Source organism: Flavobacterium plurextorum (assembly GCF_002217395.1).
Taxonomy (GTDB): Bacteria; Bacteroidota; Bacteroidia; order Flavobacteriales; family Flavobacteriaceae; genus Flavobacterium; species Flavobacterium plurextorum.
Genome location: NZ_MUHD01000020.1, coordinates 76,833 through 100,583 on the forward strand (window position 1 = coordinate 76,833; position 23,751 = coordinate 100,583).

Genomic DNA, 23,751 nt, shown 5'->3' on the forward strand with positions numbered 1-23,751 from the left:
GTTTTCAAATTCTAAGCTTATACGGCGTTCGCAAAAATGAAAATATTTCCAACAAGCAATTACAGCTTCAAAATAATTGGAGAACCAGTAGAATCTCTTGAACGTTTAAAAAGAAGAACACAAATTTCTGAGAGCTTAAGCTCAAAAATAACAGATAAGTCTTTTCTTGGAATTATTACTAACAATAGCTTTCGAATAATTTCATCTGAAATTGGAAAAGGTGCGTTCTGTGTTTTAAATGGAGAGATTAGTAATAAAAACGGAACTGTAAAAATAGAGATAAACAAAGCTTTTCAGATTTTGCTAAGCATCATTTTATGTCTGCCAATTGCAGGCCTTATTGCTCAATTACTTAGTCAAGAACCAAATTTAGCTGTTGTATTAATTGCAGCCGCGACAGTTCAAATCCTAATGATTCGGTTTATTTTTATTGAATTAGCATTTAGACGTTTATCTAAAAGAAGTTTAAGCCGATTGAGTGATGTATTAGATATTGAGTCTATTGAAAAAATATAACAAATCACAAATAGTATTTAGGTTCTAATTTTAAAGATTACATACAATTAACTTTAAGACTTTTAAACCTTAGTACCTTTGTTACTTTGAACCTTTAAAAAAATGAATCCAGATTTTATAAAATACCAAGCACAAACATCTCCATATCCATTAGGAATGGAAGTTTCGCATGCCATTGGTTCCTATATTTACGATACAAGTAATAAAAAATATTTAGACTTTGTTGCCGGGGTTTCGGCTTGTACGCTGGGACATCAGCATCCAAGAGTCAATCAAGCCATAAAAGACCAGCTGGACAAATATTCTCATGTAATGGTTTATGGAGAATATTCGCAAAGTCCTGCTGTTCAATATTGCAAATTAATGGCTTCTCTGCTTCCAGAATCTTTAAATAAAACCTATTTAGTAAATTCGGGTACAGAAGCAATTGAAGGTGCCTTAAAACTAGCTAAAAGAGTAACTGGACGAAGCCAGCTTATTTCTTGTCATAACGCATATCACGGAAACACAATGGGCTCTATGAGTGTAATGGGATTTGAAGAGCGTAAACAAGCTTTTCGCCCTTTACTTCCTGATGTAGATTTTATCACTTTTAATAACGAAGCTGATTTAGAAAAAATCACAACTAGAACAGCTGCAATTTTGCTAGAAACTATTCAAGGCGGAGCTGGTTTTATTCAGCCCGAAAATAATTTTCTGCAAAAGGTGCGCAAGCGTTGTGATGAAGTTGGTGCAATGTTTATTGTAGATGAAATTCAACCGGGATTTGGAAGAACAGGAAAGCTTTTTGGTTTTCAAAACTATGATGTTATTCCTGATATTGTGGTAATGGGAAAAGGTATGGGAGGCGGAATGCCTGTTGGAGCATTTACAGCTTCGGCTGAAAAAATGGATCTTTTAACCGAGAATCCTAAACTTGGACATATCACTACTTTTGGAGGTCATCCTGTCATTGCGTCAGCCTGTCTTGCTACTTTGCAGGAATTAACTGAAACAAATTTAATGCAGCAAACTTTAGAGAAAGAAAAACTTTTTAGATCACTTTTGGTACATCCTTTGATAAAAGAAGTAAGAGGAAAAGGATTAATGCTTGCCGCTATGACTGAAACGGCCGAAATAACCAATCAGGTCATTTTAAACTGTCAAGACAAAGGACTAATTTTATTCTGGCTGCTCTTTGAAGGATGCGCTATAAGAATAACACCGCCATTAACTATTTCAGAAGAAGAAATAAAAGAAGGCTGTGCCATAATTTTAAATGTTATGGATGAAATATTGAAAAAGGAACAAGTCTAATAAATAGTAAGACTTATTTCAACAGCAATTAGAACCTGTTTGACATCTCAGTTACTAAAATAATAATCAAATAATCTTTTTGTTATCAGAAGATTATGACTAAAAACAGAATCGGAATTCTGTCCATATTGTTAATTAAATTGTTCACAACAATTAATTTTCCTTTCCCACATCAATAATATGGTTGCCTAATTTTATAACAGGCTAATTTCAAATAAAACAAAGTATGCAATTAAGCAACGAAGAAGAAGATTATAACCTATCCCTATCCAAATTTGAGTCGATGTTAAAAACTAACAAAGTACTCTTTTTTGATTCTGAAGAATTTGAAGAAATCATTCTTCATTATTTAGACATAGGCAAGGCTAATTTAGCAAAAAAGGCCTTAAAACTTGCATTAGACCAACATCCAAAATCTACAGGCTTAAAATTAGTACAAGTAGAAATGCTGGTTTATGACGACAAACTTGAAATCGCTGAAAAGCTTTTAAACGAGTTATATGCGATTGAACCTAACAACGAGGAAATTTACATCCAGAAAGCCAATATTTGTTCGAAAAGAGATCAACACGAAAAAGCGGTAGAACTACTTAAAATAGCACTGCAATATACAGATGACTATGCTGACGTGTACAACTTGATTGGAATGGAATATCTTTTTATGGATAACCTCGAAATGGCAAAAGACAACTTCATCAAATGTCTTGAAGAAGACTTAGAAGATCAATCTGCCTTATACAATGTGGTTTATTGTTTTGAATTTTTAGATCAAAACCAAGAAGCCATTCTCTATCTTAACGAATACATTAACAAAAATCCGTACAGCGAAATTGCTTGGCATCAGCTTGGGCGTTTACATTACGGAGTAAAAGAATACGAAAATGCAATTCGCGCTTTTGATTATGCAACCTTAATCGACGATGAGTTTTTAGGTGCATTTATGGAAAAAGCCAAAGCTTACGAACGTCTAAAAAAATACAATGAAGCAATAGAAAGCTATAATCGTACAATCGAATTAGACGATGCAACTTCTTATGCTTTATTGCGTATTGGAAAATGCTACGAAAAGCTTGGAAATTCGATAAAAGCGTTACAGTATTACAATCAAACTGTACACGAAGATCCTCTTTTAGATAAAGGATGGATCGCTATTACAGATTTTTATGTTCGTCAAAAAAACTTTCAAAAGGCATTATTTTTTGTCAACAAAGCATTAGCTATCGACAATCAAAATCGTTTGTACTGGAAGCGTTATGCAACCATAAACAAACAAATGAACTTTTTTGAAGAAGCTGAATTTGGTTATAGAAAAGCAGTAGAATTTGGAGATCATGCTTTAGATACTTGGTTATTCTGGGTCGATATTCTTCAGTTTTTAGGAGAATTTGACAGCGCAATACAAACTTTATTACAAGCTTCTGAGTATTTTCCAGAAGAAAATGAAATCGAATATCGTTTGGCAGGATTGTACTTTATGATTCAAGATAATACAAAAGCAAAATTTCATTTAAGTAATGGCTTACGCTTAAACTTCGATAATTATATTTTGATCGAAGATTTATTTCCAGTAGTTTGGACAAAAAAAACAGTTAAAAATTATATCGAAAAACACAGAAAACAATAATGATTGGTATTTTAAAAAGACGTTTTGGCTTACTAGGTCGTAATATTAGTTACTCATTTTCAAAAGGTTATTTCACAGAGAAATTCAATGATGAAGTTTTTGCCGGTAACACCTATGAAAATTTTGACATTTCTGAAATTGATCATTTCAAAGGATTGATCAAGAATAACCCTGATTTAAAGGGTTTAAATGTAACAATTCCTTACAAAGAGCAAGTCATTCCCTTTTTAGACAAACTTTCAAAAAAAGCAGCTCTAATAGGCGCTGTAAATACGATTAAATTCACTAAAAAAGGCAAACTAAAAGGATACAATACCGATTATTACGGCTTTAAAAAATCCTTAAAACCTTTATTAGAACCACATCATAAAAAAGCACTTATTCTAGGAACAGGCGGCGCATCAAAAGGCGTTGCCTTTGCTCTAGATGAACTTGATATTCCGTACATTTTTGTTTCAAGAGAAGCAAAAGAAAATATCATCGATTATAATTTAATCAATGCTACTACTTTTGATAATTTCAAAATCATTATCAATTGTACACCAGTGGGAACAAGTCCAAATATAGAAGCTTGTCCAGATCTTCCGTACGAGTTTTTTACAGACAAGCATATTGCTTATGACTTAATTTACAATCCGGCAGAAACTCAATTCTTAAAAAATGCAAAAGAAAGAGGAGCTGTAATAAAAAACGGATACGATATGCTTATTTTTCAAGCTGAAAAAGCTTGGAAAATATGGAACAAGTAATATGCACCTAAAATAAAAATAGTAAAGTATTTTTTCATAAATTAGACTACTCATTAATAAGTAGTTATGAAAAAATCGCCACTATTTTTTTTTATATGCTTTTTGATTACTTTTTCTGCAGAGGCACAGGACTCTAGTGATATCGACATAAATTCATCAAACCTTTATTCAGAAGCCCGTTATCATTACTATCTAAAAACAATTTTGCTTTTTAATGAATATTTAGATACAGACAATGGCTCATTTAATACAACTGAACTTCGATTCTTACATCCAATTGCAAACAAAGCATGGAATTTAAGAGTCGATCTTCCGCTAGTTTCTTCAAATACTTCTTCTATCAATAAAACTGGAATTGGAGATATCGGCGTTGGTGTTAGTTATATTCCATACTTAGAACAAAAAAATGGCGGCATCGCTTTTCGTGCAAGAGTACTTTCAAATTCAGCTGCAGATCCTGCTTTAGGATCTGGAAAATGGGTATTTGCTCCAGCAGTTTTCTACGGAAAATATCTTATCCCGAATAAACTTTTATGGATCACTTCATTAGAAAATCAAAGCAGCTTTGCTGGATCCAGCAATAGAAATGACATTAATACCACCGCATTCGAAAACTACTTTATGTTCATTATTGGCAAAAACTGGATTGCAGCCGATGCTGCTTTTAGATACAATGCCATAAACAAAGGTTTTCCGAATAATGCTTTTGTTGAGTTTGGCAGAAAAATTACCAAAAATGATATGGCGTATGTTCATCCAAGCGTTGCTTTTGGCGGTCATAAAACCTACAACTTTGGTATCGAAGTCGGGATGTTGATTTTATTTTAATGTTATCGTGTCCGAAGATTATTTAACAATTAATACTTTTCTTCTTTCTAATAACAAAAGCAACACTCCTCAATAGAAATGCAAACTTTCAAGCTTTTTTCTTAAAAGAATATCTATTCTCAATTTAAATTTACTTCAAAAAAAAATCTAAAAAACAGATATCATATTTCTAAACATCTTCATTAAATAAGAATTTCATCGTAAAATAGCGTATAAACAAACGATTTATTTTGTATTTAGAAACACCTTTACTATCTTTCGCACTGTTAAAGTAAAAACCTTATACATTTAAAATGTTAGAAGAAAAGAATGATAACCTGCAAGAAGCAGACGGAAAATTAGAAATCGATACTACTGATTCTACACAAAACGATACAATAGAAACACCCGTTTCTGAACCAGTATCTGAAATTTCAATTTCGAACACTGAAATTGAAGAAGAAAAAAATGTAGAAACTGAAGAGACAGATCATCAAAATGCGCTGGATGCCATCACAAATTCTAATGCTGAAGAAAGTGAAGACGAAACGCTGAAAGAGCGTCATGATATTCCTATGAAGGATTATCACACTTTTACATTAGACGCACTTGTTGACGAGTTAAAGAAACTGGTAAGTATAGACAAAATAATGTCTGTAAAAGACCATATTGAAGAAATAAAGAAATCATTTTTACTACAATACAATCATCTTATAGAAGAGAAAAAAGAAGAGTTTAATGCTTCTAAAGAAGATCCAAACGAAGAGTTTGAATATCATTCTCCTTTGAAATCTAAATTTGATGAATATTATAATGTTTTTAGAGAGAAAAGAAATGCTCATTTTAAACATTTACAAAGCAACTTAAAATCAAACTTAGAGAATCGTCTTGCGATTGTAGAAGAGCTAAAAGAGTTGATAAATCCACAGGAAAATATAAAAGACACTCTTAAGCATTTTAATGATTTAAGAGAACGATGGAAAAATGCTGGAGCGATTCCAAAAGACAAATACAATCACGTTTGGAACAATTACCATTTTCATGTAGAAAATTTTTATGATTATCTGCATTTAGATCGTGAAGCGAGAGACTTAGACTTTAAACACAATTTAGAGCAAAAGCAAAAAATTATTGCAAGAGTTGAAGAACTTGTAAATGAAAGCGACATAAGCAAAGCATTCCGTGAATTACAAGATTTACATAGGCTTTGGAAAGAAGATATTGGTCCCGTTTCTAAGGAACACCGCGATAGTATTTGGAATAAGTTTAGCGAACTGACAAAAAAGATCCATGACAAAAGAGAGCTTTTGTTTGAAAGTCAGCGTGCAAACGAACACAATAATCTTGAAGTAAAAAAAGAAATCATTGCAAAGATCGAAGTTCTAGGAACTGAGAAAGTAAATTCACATTCGCAATGGCTGGTACAAATTCAAAAAGTTGAAGCGCTTAGAAATGAGTTTTTCGCAGCAGGAAAAGTACCGTCAGAAGTTAATGAAGAGACTTGGGCTGCGTTCAAAACTGCCGTAAGAAACTTTAATGCATTTAAAAATTCGTTTTACAAAGACATTAAAAAAGATCAAAACGACAATTTGAATAAAAAAATGGCTCTTGTTGCTAAAGCCAAAGAATTACAGGAAAGTGTTGACTTTAATGCAACTACTCCAATCATGAAACAAATTCAAGAAGAGTGGAAACAGATTGGTCACGTTCCTAAAAAATATTCAGACAAAATCTGGAAAGAATTCAAAGATGCCTGCAATCATTATTTCGATAAACTAAAAGAACACAAATCAGAAGAAAACGGTGACGAAGTTGCTGCTTTTGACAACAAAAAAGCATATTTAGATATTCTTCGTACTTATCAATTGACAGGAGACCATAAAACTGATTTAGATGCTATTAAAAAGCATATTGAAATCTGGAAAGGTTATGGAAAAGTTCCTTTTTCAAGACGTCATATTGAAGGAAAATTTAACAAAATCCTTGATGCTCTTTTTGAAAAATTAAGCTTAAGCAAAAAAGAAACTGAAATGATTCGTTTTTCTAATCGAATTGATTCATTGAGTGACAGCAACGACACTCGTAAATTAGATAATGAAAAGATTTTCTTAATGCGTAAAATTGAAGAAGTTCAAAACGAAATTTTCCAATTAGAGAACAATATTCAATTTTTTGCGAATACTAAAAATGCTAAAAAAGAGAATTCGATTGTTCTTGAAGTTCGCAAAAATATAGCGATTCACAAAGAAAGTCTAGACGTTTGGAAAGACAAATTAAAGCAATTAAGAAACTTAGGTCAAGAATAACGTTTTAAGTTTAAACAATAAAAAAAGGTGTAATGATTTATTCGTTACACCTTTTTTATGTTAAACCGTTTTTTTCAACGCAAAGCATGCAAAGTTTCTATATGCAAACTTGTTATAAACACACAAAGTTCGCAAAGCTGATTCAATACAAAGCTTTGCGAACTTTGTGTTTTTTTAACCGCAATGTAAAACAAAAATCTTAGCGTGCTTTAAGGTAAAATTCGCCCCAACCTTCATCTCATTTCAACCCGAAATTTAACATTATCATCAAACTTCGTAAAACCGTTCTAAAAAATATTGATTATATTTGATAATCAACAAATTAAGCGTACTAGTATTAATTCTAATAACGACAGAAAATGAAATTTACAAGAAAAGCAAATGCCAACTGGCAAGGAACCGGTATGGAAGGAAAAGGAACTATAAGTACACAAAGCACAACGTTAGATAAAGCCCAACTCTCTTTTAAGACTAGATTTGCGGATGGCGTTGGTACAAATCCTGAAGAATTAGTCGCTGCAGCTCATTCTGGCTGTTTTACGATGCAATTAAGTTTCTTACTTAACGAAGCAGGTTTTACTGCTGATGATCTATCTACAGAAGCGACAGTAACTTTTGAAGACGGCTCTATCACTTTAATTCATTTGGACCTAAAAGGAAAAGTTCCTGGAATTTCTTCAGAAGAGTTTGATAAAACAGCGGCAAAAGCAAAAGAAATCTGTCCGATTTCGAAACTCTTAAACACAACAATTACTCTTTCGGCAGCACTAGTAAATTAAGCTGAAAACAAATCATAAAAAAAACCATCAGCCGCGGCTGATGGTTTTTTTTTATATAACAACTATAAAACTATTAGTTCATAGTAGCTTTTAGCGCTTTTGCTTCAGCAGTCATTTCTAACGCTTTGTAAACTCCTAATAATGTTTTAGCAACATCTTCGTTTTTAGGATCAAGCTCATTTGCTTTTTTAAGGTAAGGAATTACACCTTTAAAAACATTTTCTCTTTGTGCTTTCAAAACATCGTAACGCTTCATATCTTTTGCAGAAGTTCCCAATTTATTCATCTCATCGATAATTGGTCTTTCAGCTTCTAATTTTAATGCAGCAAGGTTAAGGTATGCATTAGTATAACTAGGATTGATTTCGATAGCTTTTAAATAATATTTCTCAGCATCAGCAGTATTCTTTGCATTGGCACTTAATACACCTAAATTAAAAACTAAATCAGCGTTGTTTGGTTCTTTTTCTAATGCTTCACCAACCAATTTTTTATACATATCGAAATCTTTAGTTTCTAGGTATAAGTTTGCTTCTGTCAAAATCAAAGAAGTATCTTCTGGATTTGTTTTTCTTGCATCAGAAATAGCTTTCTTAGCATCTTCAGTACGTCCTTTTTGAACTAAAATTAATGCTAAGTTTTTATAGATTTCACCTCTTTTTGAAGGAATCGCTTCTGTTTTAGGTTTTTCGTGAGTTCCTAACTTTACAGCTAAATCTCTTTCTTTTGCGTTGTTAAAACTATCATCATTACCGCTTGCTTTATTAACTGCAGTATACATAGTTCCTTTTCCAGAATAGTTTAATTTTTTCAACTCTTCGTACATTGGAAGTGCAGTATCAAAATCTTGAGCATTTACCGCTGTAGAAGCTGCGTAATAAAGATTAATAGTATCTTTTTTATCTAACAAATATGCGTCATATAATTTCTGAGCACCTTCTTTGCTTTTATTATTTTGTGTATCAGCAATTGCAGAATTAATCAATTTTCCTTTGATTTCTACGATTGAAGCTGCCGCTTGAGTTGAATACTTAAGTTTACCTGATGTTTTTTCAACCTCAATTAATTTTTTATAGCTTTCAGCTGCTGCAGATAAGTTTTTACTTTCTTCAACTTTTTTGTTTGCTAAATCTAAAAGAGCATTTCCTTGTACAAAATAGTACTGAGCCTGCTCAACATCTTTAGCATTAGCGATCAAGTTTTGTGCATCTTTTAATATAGTGACTGCTCCTTGAGCATCTCCGCTTTTTAATGCCTTCTCAGCATTTTTTATTTGATCTTTTTGAGCAAAAGTAGCTACTGAAATCAGTAGTGCTGATGCAAGTATTACATATTTACTTTTCATAATGTTCAATTTGAATATTTAATTTTATTTTAGTGGTTTATAATTATTCTTCTGATTCTTCTTCCTCTGAATCGTCTTCGTCCTCAATTTCTTCTTCAGAGTCATCTTCATCATCATCTTCTACAACACCATCGTCTTCAAGAACTTCTAAGTCTGGCTTAACTCTTTCGATTACATTTTCAACAACATTACCATCCTCATCTACAACAACTTCTTCAACATCATCTTTCATTACTTTTGTAACTGCAGCGATAGAATCTTTTCCTTTTAAGTTAATTAATCTCACACCTTGAGTTGCACGTCCCATAACACGTAAATCCTCAATAGCCATTCTGATAGTTAATCCAGATTTATTGATAATCATTAAATCATCAGCATCTGTAACGGCGTTAATCGAAATTAATTTTCCTGTTTTCTCCGTAATATTAAGAGTTTTAACTCCTTTTCCACCACGGTTAGTAATTCTGTAAACATCTTCACCATCATCATCAACTAATTTGGTACGTTTTCCGTATCCATTTTCAGTTACAACAAGAATTTGCGAATCGTTTACATCATTTTTAGCAACGGTAACCATACCAATTACTTCATCAGTTTCATCTTTTAAAGTAATTCCACGAACTCCAGAAGCTGTTCTTCCCATCGGACGTGTTTTTGTTTCTTCAAAACGAACTAGTTTACCTGATTTAACTGCTAAGATAATTTGGCTTTCTCCATCAGTTAATTTCGCTTCAAGAAGCTCATCTCCTTCTTTAATTGTAATAGCAGCAACTCCATTTACACGAGGTTTAGAATATTTCTCTAGAGAAGTTTTCTTAACCTGTCCTTGCTTAGTTACCATCACAAGATTATGAGTATTGATATAATCTTTGTCTTTTAAGTCTTGTGTACAAATGAAAGCTTTTACTTTATCATCACTTTCAATGTTCACTAAATTCTGAATTGCTCTTCCTTTAGCTGTTTTACTTCCTTCTGGAATTTCGTAAACACGCATCCAGAAACATTTTCCTTTTTGCGTAAAGAACATCATATATTGGTGGTTTGTCGCAACGAACATATGCTCAAGGAAATCTTGATCTCTTGTTCCTGCACTTTTTTGTCCAACTCCACCTCTATTTTGAGTTTTGTATTCAGTAAGATTTGTACGTTTGATATAACCAGCGTGCGAAATTGTAATTACTACATTTTCATCAGCAATTAAATCTTCGATACTTACATCTCCACCTGCATATTCAATTTGAGAACGACGAGCGTCTCCATATTTCTCACGAATTTCTTCTAATTCTTCTTTAATTAAATTCGTTCTTAAATTAACATCTGCTAACAAAGCTTTCAAATGCTCAATTAACTTCATTAACTCTTCAAACTCAGCTCTTAATTTATCTTGCTCCAGACCTGTTAACTGACGCAAACGCATCTCAACAATTGCACGAGCTTGAATATCAGACAATTTAAATCTTTCGATTAATTTATCACGAGCTTCTTCTGTATTTTTAGAACCTCTAATAATTGCAATTACTTCATCAATATTATCAGAAGCAATAATTAAACCTTCTAAAATATGAGCTCTTTCTTCTGCTTTGCGTAATTCAAACTGCGTTCTTCTAACTACTACATCATGACGGTGCTCAATAAAATAGTGAATCATATCTTTTAGATTCAACATTTGCGGGCGGCCTTTTACAAGTGCAATGTTATTTACACTGAAAGAAGATTGTAGAGAAGTATACTTATATAAGGTATTTAAAACTACGTTTGGTGTAGCATCACGTTTCAAAATATAAACGATACGCATACCATTTCTATCAGACTCGTCACGAATATTTGCAATACCTTCGATCTTTTTCTCATTAACTAAATCAGCCGTACGTTTAATCATCTCGGCTTTGTTAACTTGATAAGGTATTTCGGTTACAATAATAGACTCTCTTCCATCAACTTCTTCAAAACCAACTTTGGCACGCATTACGATACGTCCTCTACCCGTTTTAAAAGCTTCACGAACTCCTTCATAACCATATATTACACCACCAGTTGGAAAATCTGGAGCTTTAATATGCGTCATTAATTCATCTACTTCAATATCATTATTATCAAGGTATGCTAAAGTACCATTAATAACTTCAGTTAAATTGTGCGGCGGCATATTTGTCGCCATACCAACTGCAATACCAGTTGCTCCGTTTACTAATAAAGTAGGAACTCTTGTAGGCATTACTTTTGGCTCATATAAAGTATCGTCAAAGTTCAATTGAAAATCAACTGTTTCTTTTTCGATATCTGCCATAATATCTTCTGAGATTTTACGCATTCTAGCCTCAGTATAACGCATTGCTGCCGGGCTGTCTCCATCTACAGATCCAAAGTTACCTTGACCGTCCACTAATAAATAACGCATACTCCATTCTTGAGCCATACGCACCATTGCATCATATACAGAAGTATCTCCGTGCGGGTGATACTTACCCAGAACCTCTCCTACAATTCTCGCAGACTTTTTATGGGCAGATCTTGACGTCACACCTAAATCATACATTCCGTAAAGAACTCTTCGATGTACTGGTTTCAAGCCATCTCTAACATCCGGAAGCGCTCTCGATACAATTACTGACATCGAATAATCGATGTAAGCTGATTTCATTTCATCTTCAATGTTAATAGGAATTAACTTTTCTCCTTCAGACATAAGTTGTTATGTTTAAATAATTATATTAGTTTCAAAGCGTGCCAAGATACGTTTTTTTGGAATTTTTTCAGCTATTTACTTACACTTATTTCAATGATTTATTAACAACTTTATTTTGCCTTTTAGTTAATAAATTAAGCGTTTTTTAACTGTTTTTTTGTTATTTTTTTTGTCAATTAGCTGACAGGAGTTCTCGATGGGTACGGTTTTTGTTTTTCAAACTGTAATTCACTAAATTTACAATACCAATTATATATTATGGATGATAATTTTTCACCAAGAGTAAAAGATGTTATTACATACAGTAAAGAAGAAGCCCTTCGTTTAGGACACGACTTTATTGGTACTGAACATCTAATGCTGGGCATTTTAAGAGATGGTAACGGAAAAGCTATTCATATACTTAATAACCTAGCAGTCGATTTAGATCATTTACGCAGGAAAGTAGAAATACTGAGTCCAGCTAACCACAGCGTGGAAGTAAATGCCGAAAAGAAAAATCTTCATCTTACCCGACAGGCCGAAAGAGCCCTGAAGACCACTTTTCTTGAAGCTAAAGTATTCCAAAGCTCATCAATTAGTACAGCTCACTTGCTTTTATGTATCTTACGAAACGAAAACGATCCAACAACCAAGCTGTTGAATAAACTAAAAATAGATTATGACATAGCTAAAGAACAATATTTAAACATGACGCCAAACGAAGAAGAATTCTTAGAAAACTTGCCAAGAAACGAATCGTATAATGACGATTCAGGACAAGATGACAGTCTAAAAGAAAGTAGTTTCAATAATCCAGCCAATAAGTCAAACAAAAAATCTAAAACTCCTGTTTTGGATAATTTTGGGAGAGATTTAACAGAAATGGCGGAAGAAGGAAAACTAGATCCAGTTGTTGGACGCGAAAAAGAAATTGAACGCGTTTCACAAATTCTAAGCCGTAGAAAAAAGAACAATCCGCTTCTTATTGGAGAACCTGGAGTTGGTAAATCTGCTATTGCAGAAGGACTTGCTTTGCGTATTATTCAAAAGAAAGTATCTCGTATTCTTTTCCACAAACGTGTTGTAACTCTTGATTTAGCAAGTTTAGTTGCTGGTACAAAATACAGAGGACAATTTGAAGAAAGAATGAAAGCCGTAATGAACGAGCTTGAAAAAAACGACGATATTATTCTTTTCATTGACGAAATTCACACTATTGTAGGTGCCGGCGGAGCAACAGGTTCACTTGATGCTTCAAACATGTTCAAACCTGCTTTAGCAAGAGGAGAAATTCAATGTATTGGCGCTACTACTCTAGACGAGTACAGACAATATATTGAAAAAGACGGCGCTTTAGAAAGACGTTTCCAAAAGGTAATTGTTGAGCCAACTTCTGTTGAAGAAACAATTGCAATTTTAAATAACGTAAAAGATAAATACGAAGATCACCACAACGTAACTTATACCCAAGAAGCAATCGAAGCCTGTGTTAAATTAACAAACAGATATATGTCTGAGCGCTTCTTACCAGACAAAGCGATTGATGCTCTTGACGAAGCAGGATCTCGCGTTCACATTACCAATATTGATGTTCCTAAACAAATTCTTGATTTAGAACGTCAATTAGAGGAAGTTCGTGAAATGAAAAACATGGTAGTTAAAAAACAAAAATATGAAGAAGCTGCCAAACTTCGCGACGATGAAAAACGCATAGAAAAAGATCTAGCTGCTGCTCAAGAACAATGGGAAGAAGATTCTAAAAACAACAGAATTGAAGTTACAGAAGATAACGTAGCCGATGTTGTATCAATGATGACAGGTATTCCTGTAAACAGAATTGCACAAACAGAAAGCAACAAACTAGCTCAATTACCTGAATTAATTCAGAACAAAGTAATTGGTCAAAACGAAGCTGTTCTTAAAATTGCACGTTCTATTCAGCGTAACAGAGCCGGACTTAAAGATCCTAACAAACCAATTGGTTCATTTATTTTCTTAGGTCAGACTGGTGTTGGTAAAACGCAATTAGCAAAAGTTCTTGCAAAAGAATTATTCGATTCTGAAGATGCATTAGTTCGTATCGACATGAGTGAATACATGGAGAAATTTGCAATTTCTCGTTTAGTTGGAGCGCCTCCAGGATACGTAGGTTACGAAGAAGGCGGACAATTGACTGAAAAAGTTCGTAGAAAACCATATTGTGTTGTTCTTTTAGATGAAATCGAAAAAGCACATCCAGATGTATTTAATATGATGCTTCAGGTTTTAGATGATGGATATTTAACAGATAGTTTAGGTCGCAAAATCGACTTTAAAAACACCATAATCATCATGACATCTAACGTTGGTGCACGTCAGTTGAAAGACTTTGGACAAGGTGTAGGATTCGGAACTGCTGCAAAAGTGGCTCAAGCCGATGAAAACTCAAAAAGCATTATCGAAAATGCTTTAAAGAAAACCTTTGCTCCTGAGTTCTTAAACAGAATTGACGACGTAATTGTATTCAACGCATTAGAAAAAGCTGATATTGACTTAATTATCGAAATTGAACTTAAAAAACTATATTCTCGTATTGCTGAATTAGGTTACAAACTAAGCTTAACTGACAAAGCAAAAGCATTTATTGCTGAAAAAGGCTTCGACAGACAATTTGGCGCAAGACCGCTTAAAAGAGCAATTCAGAAATACGTTGAGGATTTATTAGCCGAAGAAATCATCACTTCAAAAATACATTCTGGTGATGAGATCATGATGGACTTAAAAGACGATTCACAAGAGCTTTCAGTAGAAATTCACAAAGCTGAAGAGCCTACAAATCAATAAAATGATTTAAATTTATAACAGAAATAATATACCCGTTACGTTTTCATAACATAACGGGTATTTTTTTTGGATAATTTACTATCTTTAGTAAAAGCAAATAGCTATTTTTGGATATTAAATTCTATAATAAAAAACAACGTATGCTTCAACACAAAGTCATTTTAGGCAGCGAAGAATGGTGTTCATTTCCAGAACTAGGAATCCCGACAATCAAGGCTCGGGTTGACTCTGGTGCCAAAACTTCGGCAATGCACGCCATAAACATAGCTCCTTTTATAAAAAATGATGCCAATTGGGTGAAATTTGACATTAATCCAATTCAAAATAACATCAAAACCATCATTCATTGTGAAGCACCGCTGGTTGACAAAAGAATTGTAAAAAGCTCAAGCGGCTTTAGAGAACATCGTTACGTAATTCAAACCAGCATTAAAATTGGCGATTCAAAATGGCCGATCGAAATGACGTTGACCAATCGTGATTCTATGGGCTTTAGAATGCTTTTAGGACGCGAAGCCATGAGCGGTCGTGTATTGGTCGATCCAGAAGAAAAATACCTTCTTGGACAGCCTACTCCAGAATCTCTTAAAGAATTATATCAAAATTCAGAAAAAGCCAGTTCAGGTTTACGAATTGGACTATTAGCCAGTAATCCTGAATTATACAGCAATAAAAGAATCATGGAAGCGGGCGAAATGCGCGGTCATGAAATGCATTTTTTAAACATCAAAGAATGCTACATGAAACTGGACGCCAAAACTCCTGAAATTCATTACAGAGGCGGAAAAATTTTAAACCAATTTGACGCAATTATCCCAAGAATCCGTCCAAGTATTACATTCTACGGTTGTGCATTAACACGTCAGTTTGAAGCTTTGAAAGTTTTCTGTTTAAACTCAGCAACAGCTATAACACAATCTCGCGATAAATTATACTCACTACAATTACTTTTAAACAGCGGAATTGATATTCCAACAACTGGTTTTGCTAATTCTCCTCTTGATACAGACAACTTAATCAAAATGGTTGGCGGTTCACCTTTAATTGTCAAACTATTAGAAGGAACACAAGGAAAAGGAGTTGTTTTAGCCGAAACAAAAAAAGCAGCAGAAAGTGTTATCAATGCTTTTAAAAGTTTAAATGCTAATATTCTAGTTCAAGAATTCATTAAAGAAGCCAACGGAAAAGATATTCGATGCTTTGTAATCGACGGAAAAGTAGTTGCCGCCATTCAGCGTGAAGCTATGCCGGGCGAGTTTAGAGCTAATATTCACCTTGGCGGAACCGCATCTGTAATAAAAGTAACTGCCGAAGAAAAAAAGATCGCTATAAAAGCCGCAAAAGCAATGGATTTAAAAGTGGCCGGAGTTGATATTATTCGTTCGTCTAAAGGACCTTTATTACTTGAAGTAAACTCTTCACCAGGTCTTGAAGGAATCGAAGGCGCAACCAATAAAGATGTTGCAGGCGAAATGATTAAAGCCATTGAGAAAAATTTCAAACTATAATTAAGTTCATTTAAACTTAATAACACATAAATAATTTAGCTGCTTTGTCAAAGTTTAAAACTTTGACAAAGCTTTTTTATTTAACTTTAGTAAAACAAAAGAATAAAAATGATACAATTCCCTTATTTAGATATAATAATCAGAAGTGTCGCTGTCTACTTTTTTATGACTATTGCTCTGCGAATATTTGGCAAAAAAGAACTTTCGCAATTAAATACAGCCGATATAATTTTAATTCTGTTAATCAGTAATTCAGTTCAGAATGCAATGGTTGGTCCAGATACCAGTCTTGTTGGCGGTTTAGTAGCCGCTTTGGTTTTATTTGTAATTAACTTCACGATAAAAAAGCTAACACACCGATACAAAGTGCTCAATAATTTACTTTTAGACAAACCCGAGATTCTTATTCATAACGGAAAACTAGATTTTAAAGCCTTAAGCAAATTAGACATATCACACGACGAATTAAAAGAAGCGGCACGTGAACATGGCTTAGAACATTTAACAGATATAAAGCTCGCTATGTTAGAAATAGACGGCACAATCAGTATTATTTCGCAAGACCAAAAGAAATTAAAACAAACGCATTACAAACGAAAACACAATCGTAAAAATCTTCAAAAGTTTTAAAACAAAAAAAAGCCGATTTCAAATTGAAATCGGCTTTTAAATATTTAGATGAAATGCAATTTATAACTCACATTTCATAATAATCATTTTACGAAATAAATATACTTAGTACAAAATAAACCAAACCTGCTAATAAAGCTGAAATCGGAATAGTTAATACCCAAGCCCAAATTAAACTTACCGTAACTCCCCATCTTACTGCAGATACACGTTTTGTTAATCCAACTCCAATGATCGATCCAGTAATAGTATGCGTTGTACTTACAGGAATTTTTAAATGCTCTGTAAAGTAAAGTGTTAATGCACCTGCAGTTTCAGCTGCAACACCTTCAAACGAACTTACTTTTGTGATTTTAGAACCCATTGTTTTCACAATTTTCCATCCACCACTTAAAGTTCCCGCAGCAATTGCAGAATAACACGCTAACGGAATCCATCCCGGCATTACTCCTTTAATTCCTAAATCATCATTTGGTAAAACAACATCTAACCAAGCATCCATATGAACACCAGGATTTGTGTTGATATATACCGCAACCGCAGCAGCGATAATACCCATTACTTTTTGAGAATCATTTCCTCCGTGACCTAAACTAAAAGCTGCAGAAGATAATAATTGCATTTTTTTCAAAGCAGCATCAGCTTGATGAAGATTCAAACTACTGAATATTAAACAAAAAGCACTTACCGTTAAGATAATAAAGGCAACTAAAAACCATTTAATATTATGACCTTCAAAAGCAACACTCCAAAAATGCGAATCAAATCTAGGTTTTTCGATTTCAGAATATGGTATCATTTGAGTATAAACAAACCAAACAGTTGCAATCATTAAAAGTCCTGTAAAAATCTTAGGACCAATACTTTTACGAGAAGCATTTAAAAGCCAAATCGAAATTAAGTACGAAGCTAAAGCTCCTAATAAAGGCGCTAAAACAATAAATGCAATGATAATAAGAACTCCAGAAGGCATTGCTCCATCTTTTCCTGCCTTGTACCAGCTTACAATTTCGTACCAATAATGTGTTGTTCCGTCTTCACCAATATAACCAGAGAAACCATGAACTGCAATTGCATGTGCAACAGCCGCTCCCGCAAAACCTCCAATTAAAGTATGTGAAGAACTCGAAGGAATTCCTAACCACCAAGTTAGTAAGTTCCAACAGATTGCCGCAATAACACCGGCAAGAATTACCACTAGGTTAATTTCCATTGTGTGCGCTGTTTTAGCAACAGTATCCGCAACACCAAATCCGAAAACCCAATAAGCCAGAAAGTTAAAAAATGCTGCCCAAAGAACGGCCTGAAAAGGCGTTAAAACCTTTGTAGCAACAACAGTCGCTATAGCATTTGCCGCATCATGAAAACCATTGATGTAATCAAATATTAAAGCTAATACTATAATTAATATAAGTAGCGTCATAAAATTATAACTTCAGAATGAAAAATTGAATTAAGAATGTTTTACAGAAATAGATTCTAGTATGTTCGCAACACTCTTACACTTGTCTGTTGCTGATTCTAAAACAGATAACACTTCTTTATATTTAATAATATTTTTAGCATCTGTTTCGTTTTCAAAAATTTCAAAAACTGCTTTGTTATATACATTATCAGACTTGTTTTCCAGCTTGTTAATTCTAGCACAAGAATCTTTGATAACTTTAAAATTCTTTAAGTTTCTCAACTCTTTTACTGCACTGTCAATATTTTGACAAGCTTCAAGGTTGATTTCTGTCATCTTTCTGATAGATTTTGTAATCTTATCAACTTGATACAATTTCATACGGCTTGCTGCACCATGAAGGTAATCAGCAACGTTATCAATAGAAGTAATTAGGGTATGAATATCCTCTCTATCAAATGGAGTAATGAAATTTCTACTCAATTCAAGATTGGTTTGACGCGTAATATCTTCACCTTTTTGCTCTAATTCATCAATTTTCTGAAAAAGAACTTCTCTTTCTTTCAATGGAAGGTTTACAGCTTCGTGTAAATTAGAAGCTAACTCAATTAAATTGCTTGAAGCCTCTTCAAAAAGTGGAAAGAATTTCTTGTCTTTCGGCACTAAAAATTGGAAAATACTGTTTATTGACATTTTTATATTTTTGATAGTGCAAAATTACTTCAATAATATTTTACAATGTTAAGCCATTGTTAACAAATCGTTTTCAATTTGGAAACTATCAAGGAACGAAATAGTCTTTTCAATGTCATAATGTAAGATTCTATCCTCTTTTACCAAAGGCACTACTTCTCTATAACTATTCAAGAACATCTCAATAAAATCGCTTGACTTCAAAGGCTCTCTGTAAGCAATTGCCTGCGAAGCATTTAACAATTCAATTGCCAAAATACGCTCTAAATTATCCATAACACGTAAAGCTTTAGTTGCTCCGTTTGCTCCCATGCTCACGTGATCTTCCTGTCCGTTACTCGAAACAATACTGTCTATGCTTGACGGAGTTGCCAATTGTTTATTCTGACTTGCAATACTTGCCGCTGTATATTGCGGAATCATGAAACCAGAGTTCAATCCTGGATTATCAACTAAAAAAGCAGGAAGATTACGCAATCCTGAAATCAATTGATAAGTTCTTCTTTCAGAAATACTTCCTAATTCAGCCAAAGCAATTGCCATAAAATCTAAAGCTAAAGCTAAAGGTTGTCCATGGAAATTTCCACCAGAAATAATCTGATCTGCTTCAATAAATATATTTGGATTATCTGTAACTGAGTTAATCTCTGTTTTGAATACTTTTCTAACATAATCGATTGCATCTTTTGACGCTCCATGAACTTGAGGCATACAACGGAAAGAATACGGATCTTGAACGTGTTTTTTCTCTTGAGCAATGATTTCGCTTCCTTCTAAAAATTCATTAATACGTTGTGCCGTTACAATTTGTCCTTTGTGCGGACGTATATAATGTATCAATTCATTAAATGGCTCAATTCTTCCATCAAAACCTTCAAGCGAAATTGTTCCAATTAAATCTGCCAAATACGAATATTTATAGGCTTTTAATAAAATATGAGCTCCATAAGCACTCATAAACTGCGTTCCGTTTAATAAAGCCAAACCTTCTTTTGACTGAAGTACAATTGGTTCCCAGTTAAAATGTTTTAAAACTTCGGCAGAAGCCATTCTTTTACCTTCAAAAAACACTTCACCTTCACCCAATAACGGTAAAGATAAATGTGCCAATGGCGCTAAATCTCCAGAAGCTCCTAACGAACCTTGCGTATAAATAACGGGTAGAATATCATTATTATAAAAATCAACCAAACGCTCTAATGTAACAAGCTGTACGCCAGAATGTCCGTAACTTAAAGATTGAATCTTAAGTAAAAGCATTAATTTTACAATTGCAGCAGGAACTTCTTCGCCAGTTCCGCAAGCATGCGACTTAACAAGATTCTCTTGAAGCTGTGATAAATTTTCATTAGAGATTTTCACATTACAAAGCGATCCAAAACCGGTATTGATTCCGTAAATAGGTTCTGAATGTGAAGCCATCTTTTTATCTAGATAATCACGGCATTTTTGCACGTTTACTTTTGCCTCTTCAGACAATTCAAGTTTTTTGTCTAGAACGATGATTTCTTGTAAAGCTTCTAAACTTAATGTTTCTGTACTTATATAATGGATTTCTCTCATGATGTTTTTCAATTTAAGATGTCAAAATTCAACAAATCAATATTAAAAAGCAACATTTTATCACAATAATTAAAATTTCAACACAAGACATTCTTCGCTTTTATTTTTTTCTCAATGCTAAAAATGGAGTCTTTTACTGCTTTTTAATTATCTTTTCATTAAAAATCAACTCTTTGCAATAGGTTTTTATTGTAAAATGCGCTCTTAAATATATCAAAACCTCAATTTAGCTTATCTAATTTTAACAAATACTCAATATTGAATTTTTGAGATTTGAATTATTAAAATATTCGTAAAAAGGCTAAAGTAATTTTATATACATCTAAAAAACTGTACTTTTGAAAAATCAAAATGAAAAGTAACAGCACTAAATATCAATCTACAATAACAACTCAAACTAGAGTTGCAATTGCTGCTACCATTACTTCTACTACAACAACTACTACCCCTTAGGGGTATACATTTTTACATATAATCCTAGGTTACCTATACTTTTTTCTTGAAAGAAGAGAGTTATTGGATAGATAAAATATTTGCATAAAAGAAAAAAACATCAAAATGAAAGTATTAAAATTTGGCGGAACTTCGGTAGCCAATGCTCAAAATATAAAACTCGTTCTCGACATTGTTACTCAAAAATCAAAAACAGATAAATTAGTTGTTGTAGTTTCTGCACTTAGTAAAGTAACCGATTTATTGCAATTAGCAGCAGCAAAAGCGGCAGCTAGTGATGAGAGCTTTAGAGATATTGTTGCCGAAATAGAGAAAAAACATCTTGACACGCTAAAAGAACTTATCCCTGTAAGTGAGCAAAGCAGTTTGTTGAGCCATGTAAAAAGAATCATAAATCATCTCGAAACTTTACTAGACGGTTGTTTTTTATTAGGAGAATTATCTCCAAGAACTGCTGATACTATTCTAAGTTTTGGCGAATTGCTTTCGTCTTTTATCATTGCTCAGGCTTATCAGCAAATTGATAAAAATGCGGTTTACAAAGACAGCCGCGAATTGATAAAAACAAACAATAACTTTGGTAAAGCGGTTGTAAATTTTGAAGTGTCGAATAATTTAATTCAAGAATATTTTGCACAAAATCAAGCTCAAATCAATATTTTACCAGGTTTTATTGCACAAACTCTTGACGGAATCACAACTACTTTAGGCCGCGGCGGTTCTGATTATACTGCTGCAATTGCGGCAGGTGCTCTTGAAGCTGAACAATTGGAAATTTGGACTGATGTAAACGGAATGTTTACTGCAAACCCAAAAATTGTAAAACAAGCAAGACCTATTGCAAACATTTCGTATCAGGAAGCGATGGAGTTATCGCATTTTGGAGCCAAAGTTTTATATCCGCCTACAATTCAGCCGGTTTTAAGAAAAAACATTCCAATTTTAATCAAAAATACTTTTGAACCAGAAGCCGAAGGAACTTTAATTTCCAACCATGTTTCCTCAAAAGATACTGTTGTAAAAGGAATCAGTCATATCGATAATATTTCGCTTGTAACACTTGAAGGTCCGGGAATGATTGGAGTTTCGGGTTCATCAAAACGTTTGTTTGAAGTCTTGTCTCAGGAAAAAATCAATGTTATATTTATTACTCAGGCTTCTTCTGAGCACTCAATCTGTATTGGAATTTTAAATTCGGATGCTGATAATGCCGAAGCTGCAATTAATAGAGCTTTTGAAATTGAAATTCTTCAAAATAAAATAGATCCATGTATCGTCGAAAAAGATCTTTGCATTATTGCTTTGGTTGGCGAAAACATGAAAAATCACCAAGGTTTAAGCGGAAGAATGTTCAGTACTTTAGGTAAAAACAACGTAAACATTCGTGCCATTGCTCAAGGTGCTTCCGAAAGAAATATTTCGACTGTAATTAACGAAAGAGACGTTAAAAAAGCACTGAATACTTTACATGAAAATTTCTTTGAAGAAAACACAAAACAGCTCAACTTATTTGTAATGGGAGTTGGAAATGTGGGAGAAAAATTCATCGAACAAATTCACAACCAAAGAAAATTTTTAAAAGACAATTTAAAAATTAATGTTCGCGTAATCGCTTTGTCAAACTCTAGAAAAATGCTTTTTGATGAAGACGGAATTTCATTAAAAGACTGGAAATCGGCTTTAGACAAAGGCGAACCTGTTAATGCTGCAGAATTTATCCTGCGTGCAAAAGAAATGAATTTACGTAATAGTATTTTTGTTGACATTACAGCAAATGCAAGCGTTTCTGAATTGTACGAGCAATTCTTAAAACAAAGTATTGCAGTTGTAACTTGCAACAAAATTGCCTGTTCATCTGCTTATGATAATTATAAAAAACTAAAAAGCTTATCTCGCCAATACAACGCTCCGTTTTTATTTGAAACAAATGTTGGTGCGGGATTACCAATTATAGACACGGTAAAAAACTTAATTGCTTCTGGCGACAAAGTGCATAAAATTCAGGCGGTTTTATCTGGAAGTTTGAACTTCATTTTCAATAATTTCGACAAAAACAATTCTTTCCACGATGTGGTAAAAGAAGCGGGAGTTCAAGGATTTACAGAACCAGATCCAAAAATTGACTTAAGCGGAATCGACGTGGCTCGTAAAATCCTGATTCTTATTCGCGAAAGCGGTTACGAAATGGATATTGACGCGATTGCAAATGAATCGTTCTTGCCTGCAGATTGTTTAGCAACAACAAACAACGAAGACTTTTTTGCTTCGCTAATCAAACACGCTGCTCATTTTGAAGGTATTTACAACGAAGCTTTAGCCAAAGATTCAAGATTGAAATACGTGGCACAATTCGAAAACGGAAAAGCAAGCGTTGGTCTCCAATTCATTCCAAAAGATCACCCTTTTTACAACTTAGAAGGAAAAGACAATATTGTATTGTTTTACACAGATCGCTACGTAGATCAGCCTTTATTGATCAAAGGTGCGGGTGCCGGAGCAGCTGTTACAGCATCGGGAATTTTTGCAGATGTTATTAGAATAGGTAATATTTAAAGGTGCTAAGGTTCTAAGATGCTAAGGTTCTGA

Annotated in this window: 16 protein-coding genes; 11 read left to right on the forward strand and 5 right to left on the reverse strand. The window is 33.5% G+C overall.

Going from position 1 to position 23,751, the window contains the following annotated elements:
- The first annotated feature begins 36 nt into the window (after nucleotides 1-36).
- The 7 genes from B0A81_RS11370 (at nucleotide 37) to B0A81_RS11400 (ending at nucleotide 8,077) form a co-directional block, all read left to right on the forward strand.
- Nucleotides 37-516, forward strand: a complete 480-nt coding sequence (locus B0A81_RS11370; protein WP_089058147.1) for a hypothetical protein — start codon at nucleotides 37-39, stop codon at nucleotides 514-516.
- A gap of 102 nt (nucleotides 517-618) precedes the next feature.
- The gene (locus B0A81_RS11375) at nucleotides 619-1,812 is read left to right on the forward strand and encodes an aspartate aminotransferase family protein (protein ID WP_089058148.1); all 1,194 of its coding nucleotides are present in this window, start codon (nucleotides 619-621) and stop codon (nucleotides 1,810-1,812) included.
- A gap of 226 nt (nucleotides 1,813-2,038) precedes the next feature.
- Nucleotides 2,039-3,436, forward strand: a complete 1,398-nt coding sequence (locus B0A81_RS11380) for a tetratricopeptide repeat protein (RefSeq protein WP_089058149.1) — start codon at nucleotides 2,039-2,041, stop codon at nucleotides 3,434-3,436.
- Nucleotides 3,436-4,185, forward strand: a complete 750-nt coding sequence (locus tag B0A81_RS11385) for a shikimate dehydrogenase family protein (protein WP_089052323.1) — start codon at nucleotides 3,436-3,438, stop codon at nucleotides 4,183-4,185. The genes B0A81_RS11380 and B0A81_RS11385 overlap by 1 nt, the downstream gene beginning before the upstream one ends.
- A gap of 66 nt (nucleotides 4,186-4,251) precedes the next feature.
- A complete protein-coding gene (locus B0A81_RS11390) occupies nucleotides 4,252-5,013 on the forward strand; it encodes a lipid A phosphoethanolamine transferase (protein ID WP_089058150.1) in 762 nt (253 codons plus the stop codon).
- 293 nt (nucleotides 5,014-5,306) lie between these two features.
- A complete protein-coding gene (locus B0A81_RS11395; RefSeq protein ID WP_089058151.1) occupies nucleotides 5,307-7,298 on the forward strand; it encodes a DUF349 domain-containing protein in 1,992 nt (663 codons plus the stop codon).
- 359 nt (nucleotides 7,299-7,657) lie between these two features.
- Nucleotides 7,658-8,077 (forward strand): OsmC family protein, encoded by a 420-nt coding sequence (locus B0A81_RS11400; protein WP_089058152.1) that lies wholly within the window; start codon nucleotides 7,658-7,660, stop codon nucleotides 8,075-8,077.
- A 73-nt stretch (nucleotides 8,078-8,150) separates the two neighbouring features.
- Here B0A81_RS11400 and B0A81_RS11405 read toward each other — a convergent pair whose 3' ends face one another.
- Both B0A81_RS11405 and gyrA read right to left on the reverse strand, forming a co-directional pair.
- Entirely contained in the window at nucleotides 8,151-9,422 is a 1,272-nt protein-coding gene (locus B0A81_RS11405) for a tetratricopeptide repeat protein (protein WP_089058153.1), read from the reverse strand.
- A 43-nt stretch (nucleotides 9,423-9,465) separates the two neighbouring features.
- Nucleotides 9,466-12,108, reverse strand: coding sequence for a DNA gyrase subunit A (gene gyrA, locus B0A81_RS11410; protein WP_089058154.1), 2,643 nt, complete (start codon nucleotides 12,106-12,108; stop codon nucleotides 9,466-9,468).
- A 258-nt stretch (nucleotides 12,109-12,366) separates the two neighbouring features.
- Here gyrA and B0A81_RS11415 point away from each other — a divergent pair, with 258 nt between their 5' ends.
- From B0A81_RS11415 to B0A81_RS11425, 3 genes are all read left to right on the forward strand, one after another.
- Nucleotides 12,367-14,913, forward strand: a complete 2,547-nt coding sequence (locus B0A81_RS11415) for an ATP-dependent Clp protease ATP-binding subunit (RefSeq protein WP_089052329.1) — start codon at nucleotides 12,367-12,369, stop codon at nucleotides 14,911-14,913.
- A gap of 140 nt (nucleotides 14,914-15,053) precedes the next feature.
- A complete protein-coding gene (gene rimK, locus B0A81_RS11420) occupies nucleotides 15,054-16,421 on the forward strand; it encodes a 30S ribosomal protein S6--L-glutamate ligase (RefSeq protein WP_089052330.1) in 1,368 nt (455 codons plus the stop codon).
- A 108-nt stretch (nucleotides 16,422-16,529) separates the two neighbouring features.
- Complete coding sequence (locus B0A81_RS11425) at nucleotides 16,530-17,051, forward strand: DUF421 domain-containing protein (RefSeq protein ID WP_089058155.1); 522 nt, start codon at nucleotides 16,530-16,532, stop codon at nucleotides 17,049-17,051.
- 88 nt (nucleotides 17,052-17,139) lie between these two features.
- On the opposite strand, the gene B0A81_RS11430 is transcribed toward B0A81_RS11425, so the two are convergent.
- Genes B0A81_RS11430 through hutH form a run of 3 tightly spaced genes read right to left on the reverse strand, consistent with a single transcriptional unit; the run spans nucleotide 17,140 to nucleotide 20,712 of the window.
- Entirely contained in the window at nucleotides 17,140-18,474 is a 1,335-nt protein-coding gene (locus tag B0A81_RS11430) for an inorganic phosphate transporter (protein ID WP_089058156.1), read from the reverse strand.
- Nucleotides 18,475-18,504: 30 nt separating this feature from the next.
- Entirely contained in the window at nucleotides 18,505-19,149 is a 645-nt protein-coding gene (locus B0A81_RS11435) for a DUF47 domain-containing protein (protein WP_089052333.1), read from the reverse strand.
- 48 nt (nucleotides 19,150-19,197) lie between these two features.
- Nucleotides 19,198-20,712, reverse strand: coding sequence for a histidine ammonia-lyase (gene hutH, locus B0A81_RS11440; protein ID WP_089058157.1), 1,515 nt, complete (start codon nucleotides 20,710-20,712; stop codon nucleotides 19,198-19,200).
- A gap of 558 nt (nucleotides 20,713-21,270) precedes the next feature.
- Here hutH and thrA point away from each other — a divergent pair.
- Nucleotides 21,271-23,718, forward strand: a complete 2,448-nt coding sequence (gene thrA, locus B0A81_RS11445; RefSeq protein ID WP_089058158.1) for a bifunctional aspartate kinase/homoserine dehydrogenase I — start codon at nucleotides 21,271-21,273, stop codon at nucleotides 23,716-23,718.
- Nucleotides 23,719-23,751: the final 33 nt, after the last annotated feature.

Coding starts and splice junctions, on each gene's coding strand:
- B0A81_RS11380 (WP_089058149.1), top strand. CDS start 2,039: ATGCAATTAAGCAACGAAGAAGAAGATTATAACCTATCCCTATCCAAA.
- B0A81_RS11435 (WP_089052333.1), bottom strand. CDS start 19,149: ATGTCAATAAACAGTATTTTCCAATTTTTAGTGCCGAAAGACAAGAAA.
- B0A81_RS11400 (WP_089058152.1), top strand. CDS start 7,658: ATGAAATTTACAAGAAAAGCAAATGCCAACTGGCAAGGAACCGGTATG.
- B0A81_RS11385 (WP_089052323.1), top strand. CDS start 3,436: ATGATTGGTATTTTAAAAAGACGTTTTGGCTTACTAGGTCGTAATATT.
- B0A81_RS11375 (WP_089058148.1), top strand. CDS start 619: ATGAATCCAGATTTTATAAAATACCAAGCACAAACATCTCCATATCCA.
- rimK (WP_089052330.1), top strand. CDS start 15,054: ATGCTTCAACACAAAGTCATTTTAGGCAGCGAAGAATGGTGTTCATTT.
- B0A81_RS11405 (WP_089058153.1), bottom strand. CDS start 9,422: ATGAAAAGTAAATATGTAATACTTGCATCAGCACTACTGATTTCAGTA.
- B0A81_RS11415 (WP_089052329.1), top strand. CDS start 12,367: ATGGATGATAATTTTTCACCAAGAGTAAAAGATGTTATTACATACAGT.
- gyrA (WP_089058154.1), bottom strand. CDS start 12,108: ATGTCTGAAGGAGAAAAGTTAATTCCTATTAACATTGAAGATGAAATG.
- B0A81_RS11370 (WP_089058147.1), top strand. CDS start 37: ATGAAAATATTTCCAACAAGCAATTACAGCTTCAAAATAATTGGAGAA.
- B0A81_RS11395 (WP_089058151.1), top strand. CDS start 5,307: ATGTTAGAAGAAAAGAATGATAACCTGCAAGAAGCAGACGGAAAATTA.
- thrA (WP_089058158.1), top strand. CDS start 21,271: ATGAAAGTATTAAAATTTGGCGGAACTTCGGTAGCCAATGCTCAAAAT.
- B0A81_RS11390 (WP_089058150.1), top strand. CDS start 4,252: ATGAAAAAATCGCCACTATTTTTTTTTATATGCTTTTTGATTACTTTT.
- B0A81_RS11425 (WP_089058155.1), top strand. CDS start 16,530: ATGATACAATTCCCTTATTTAGATATAATAATCAGAAGTGTCGCTGTC.
- hutH (WP_089058157.1), bottom strand. CDS start 20,712: ATGAGAGAAATCCATTATATAAGTACAGAAACATTAAGTTTAGAAGCT.
- B0A81_RS11430 (WP_089058156.1), bottom strand. CDS start 18,474: ATGACGCTACTTATATTAATTATAGTATTAGCTTTAATATTTGATTAC.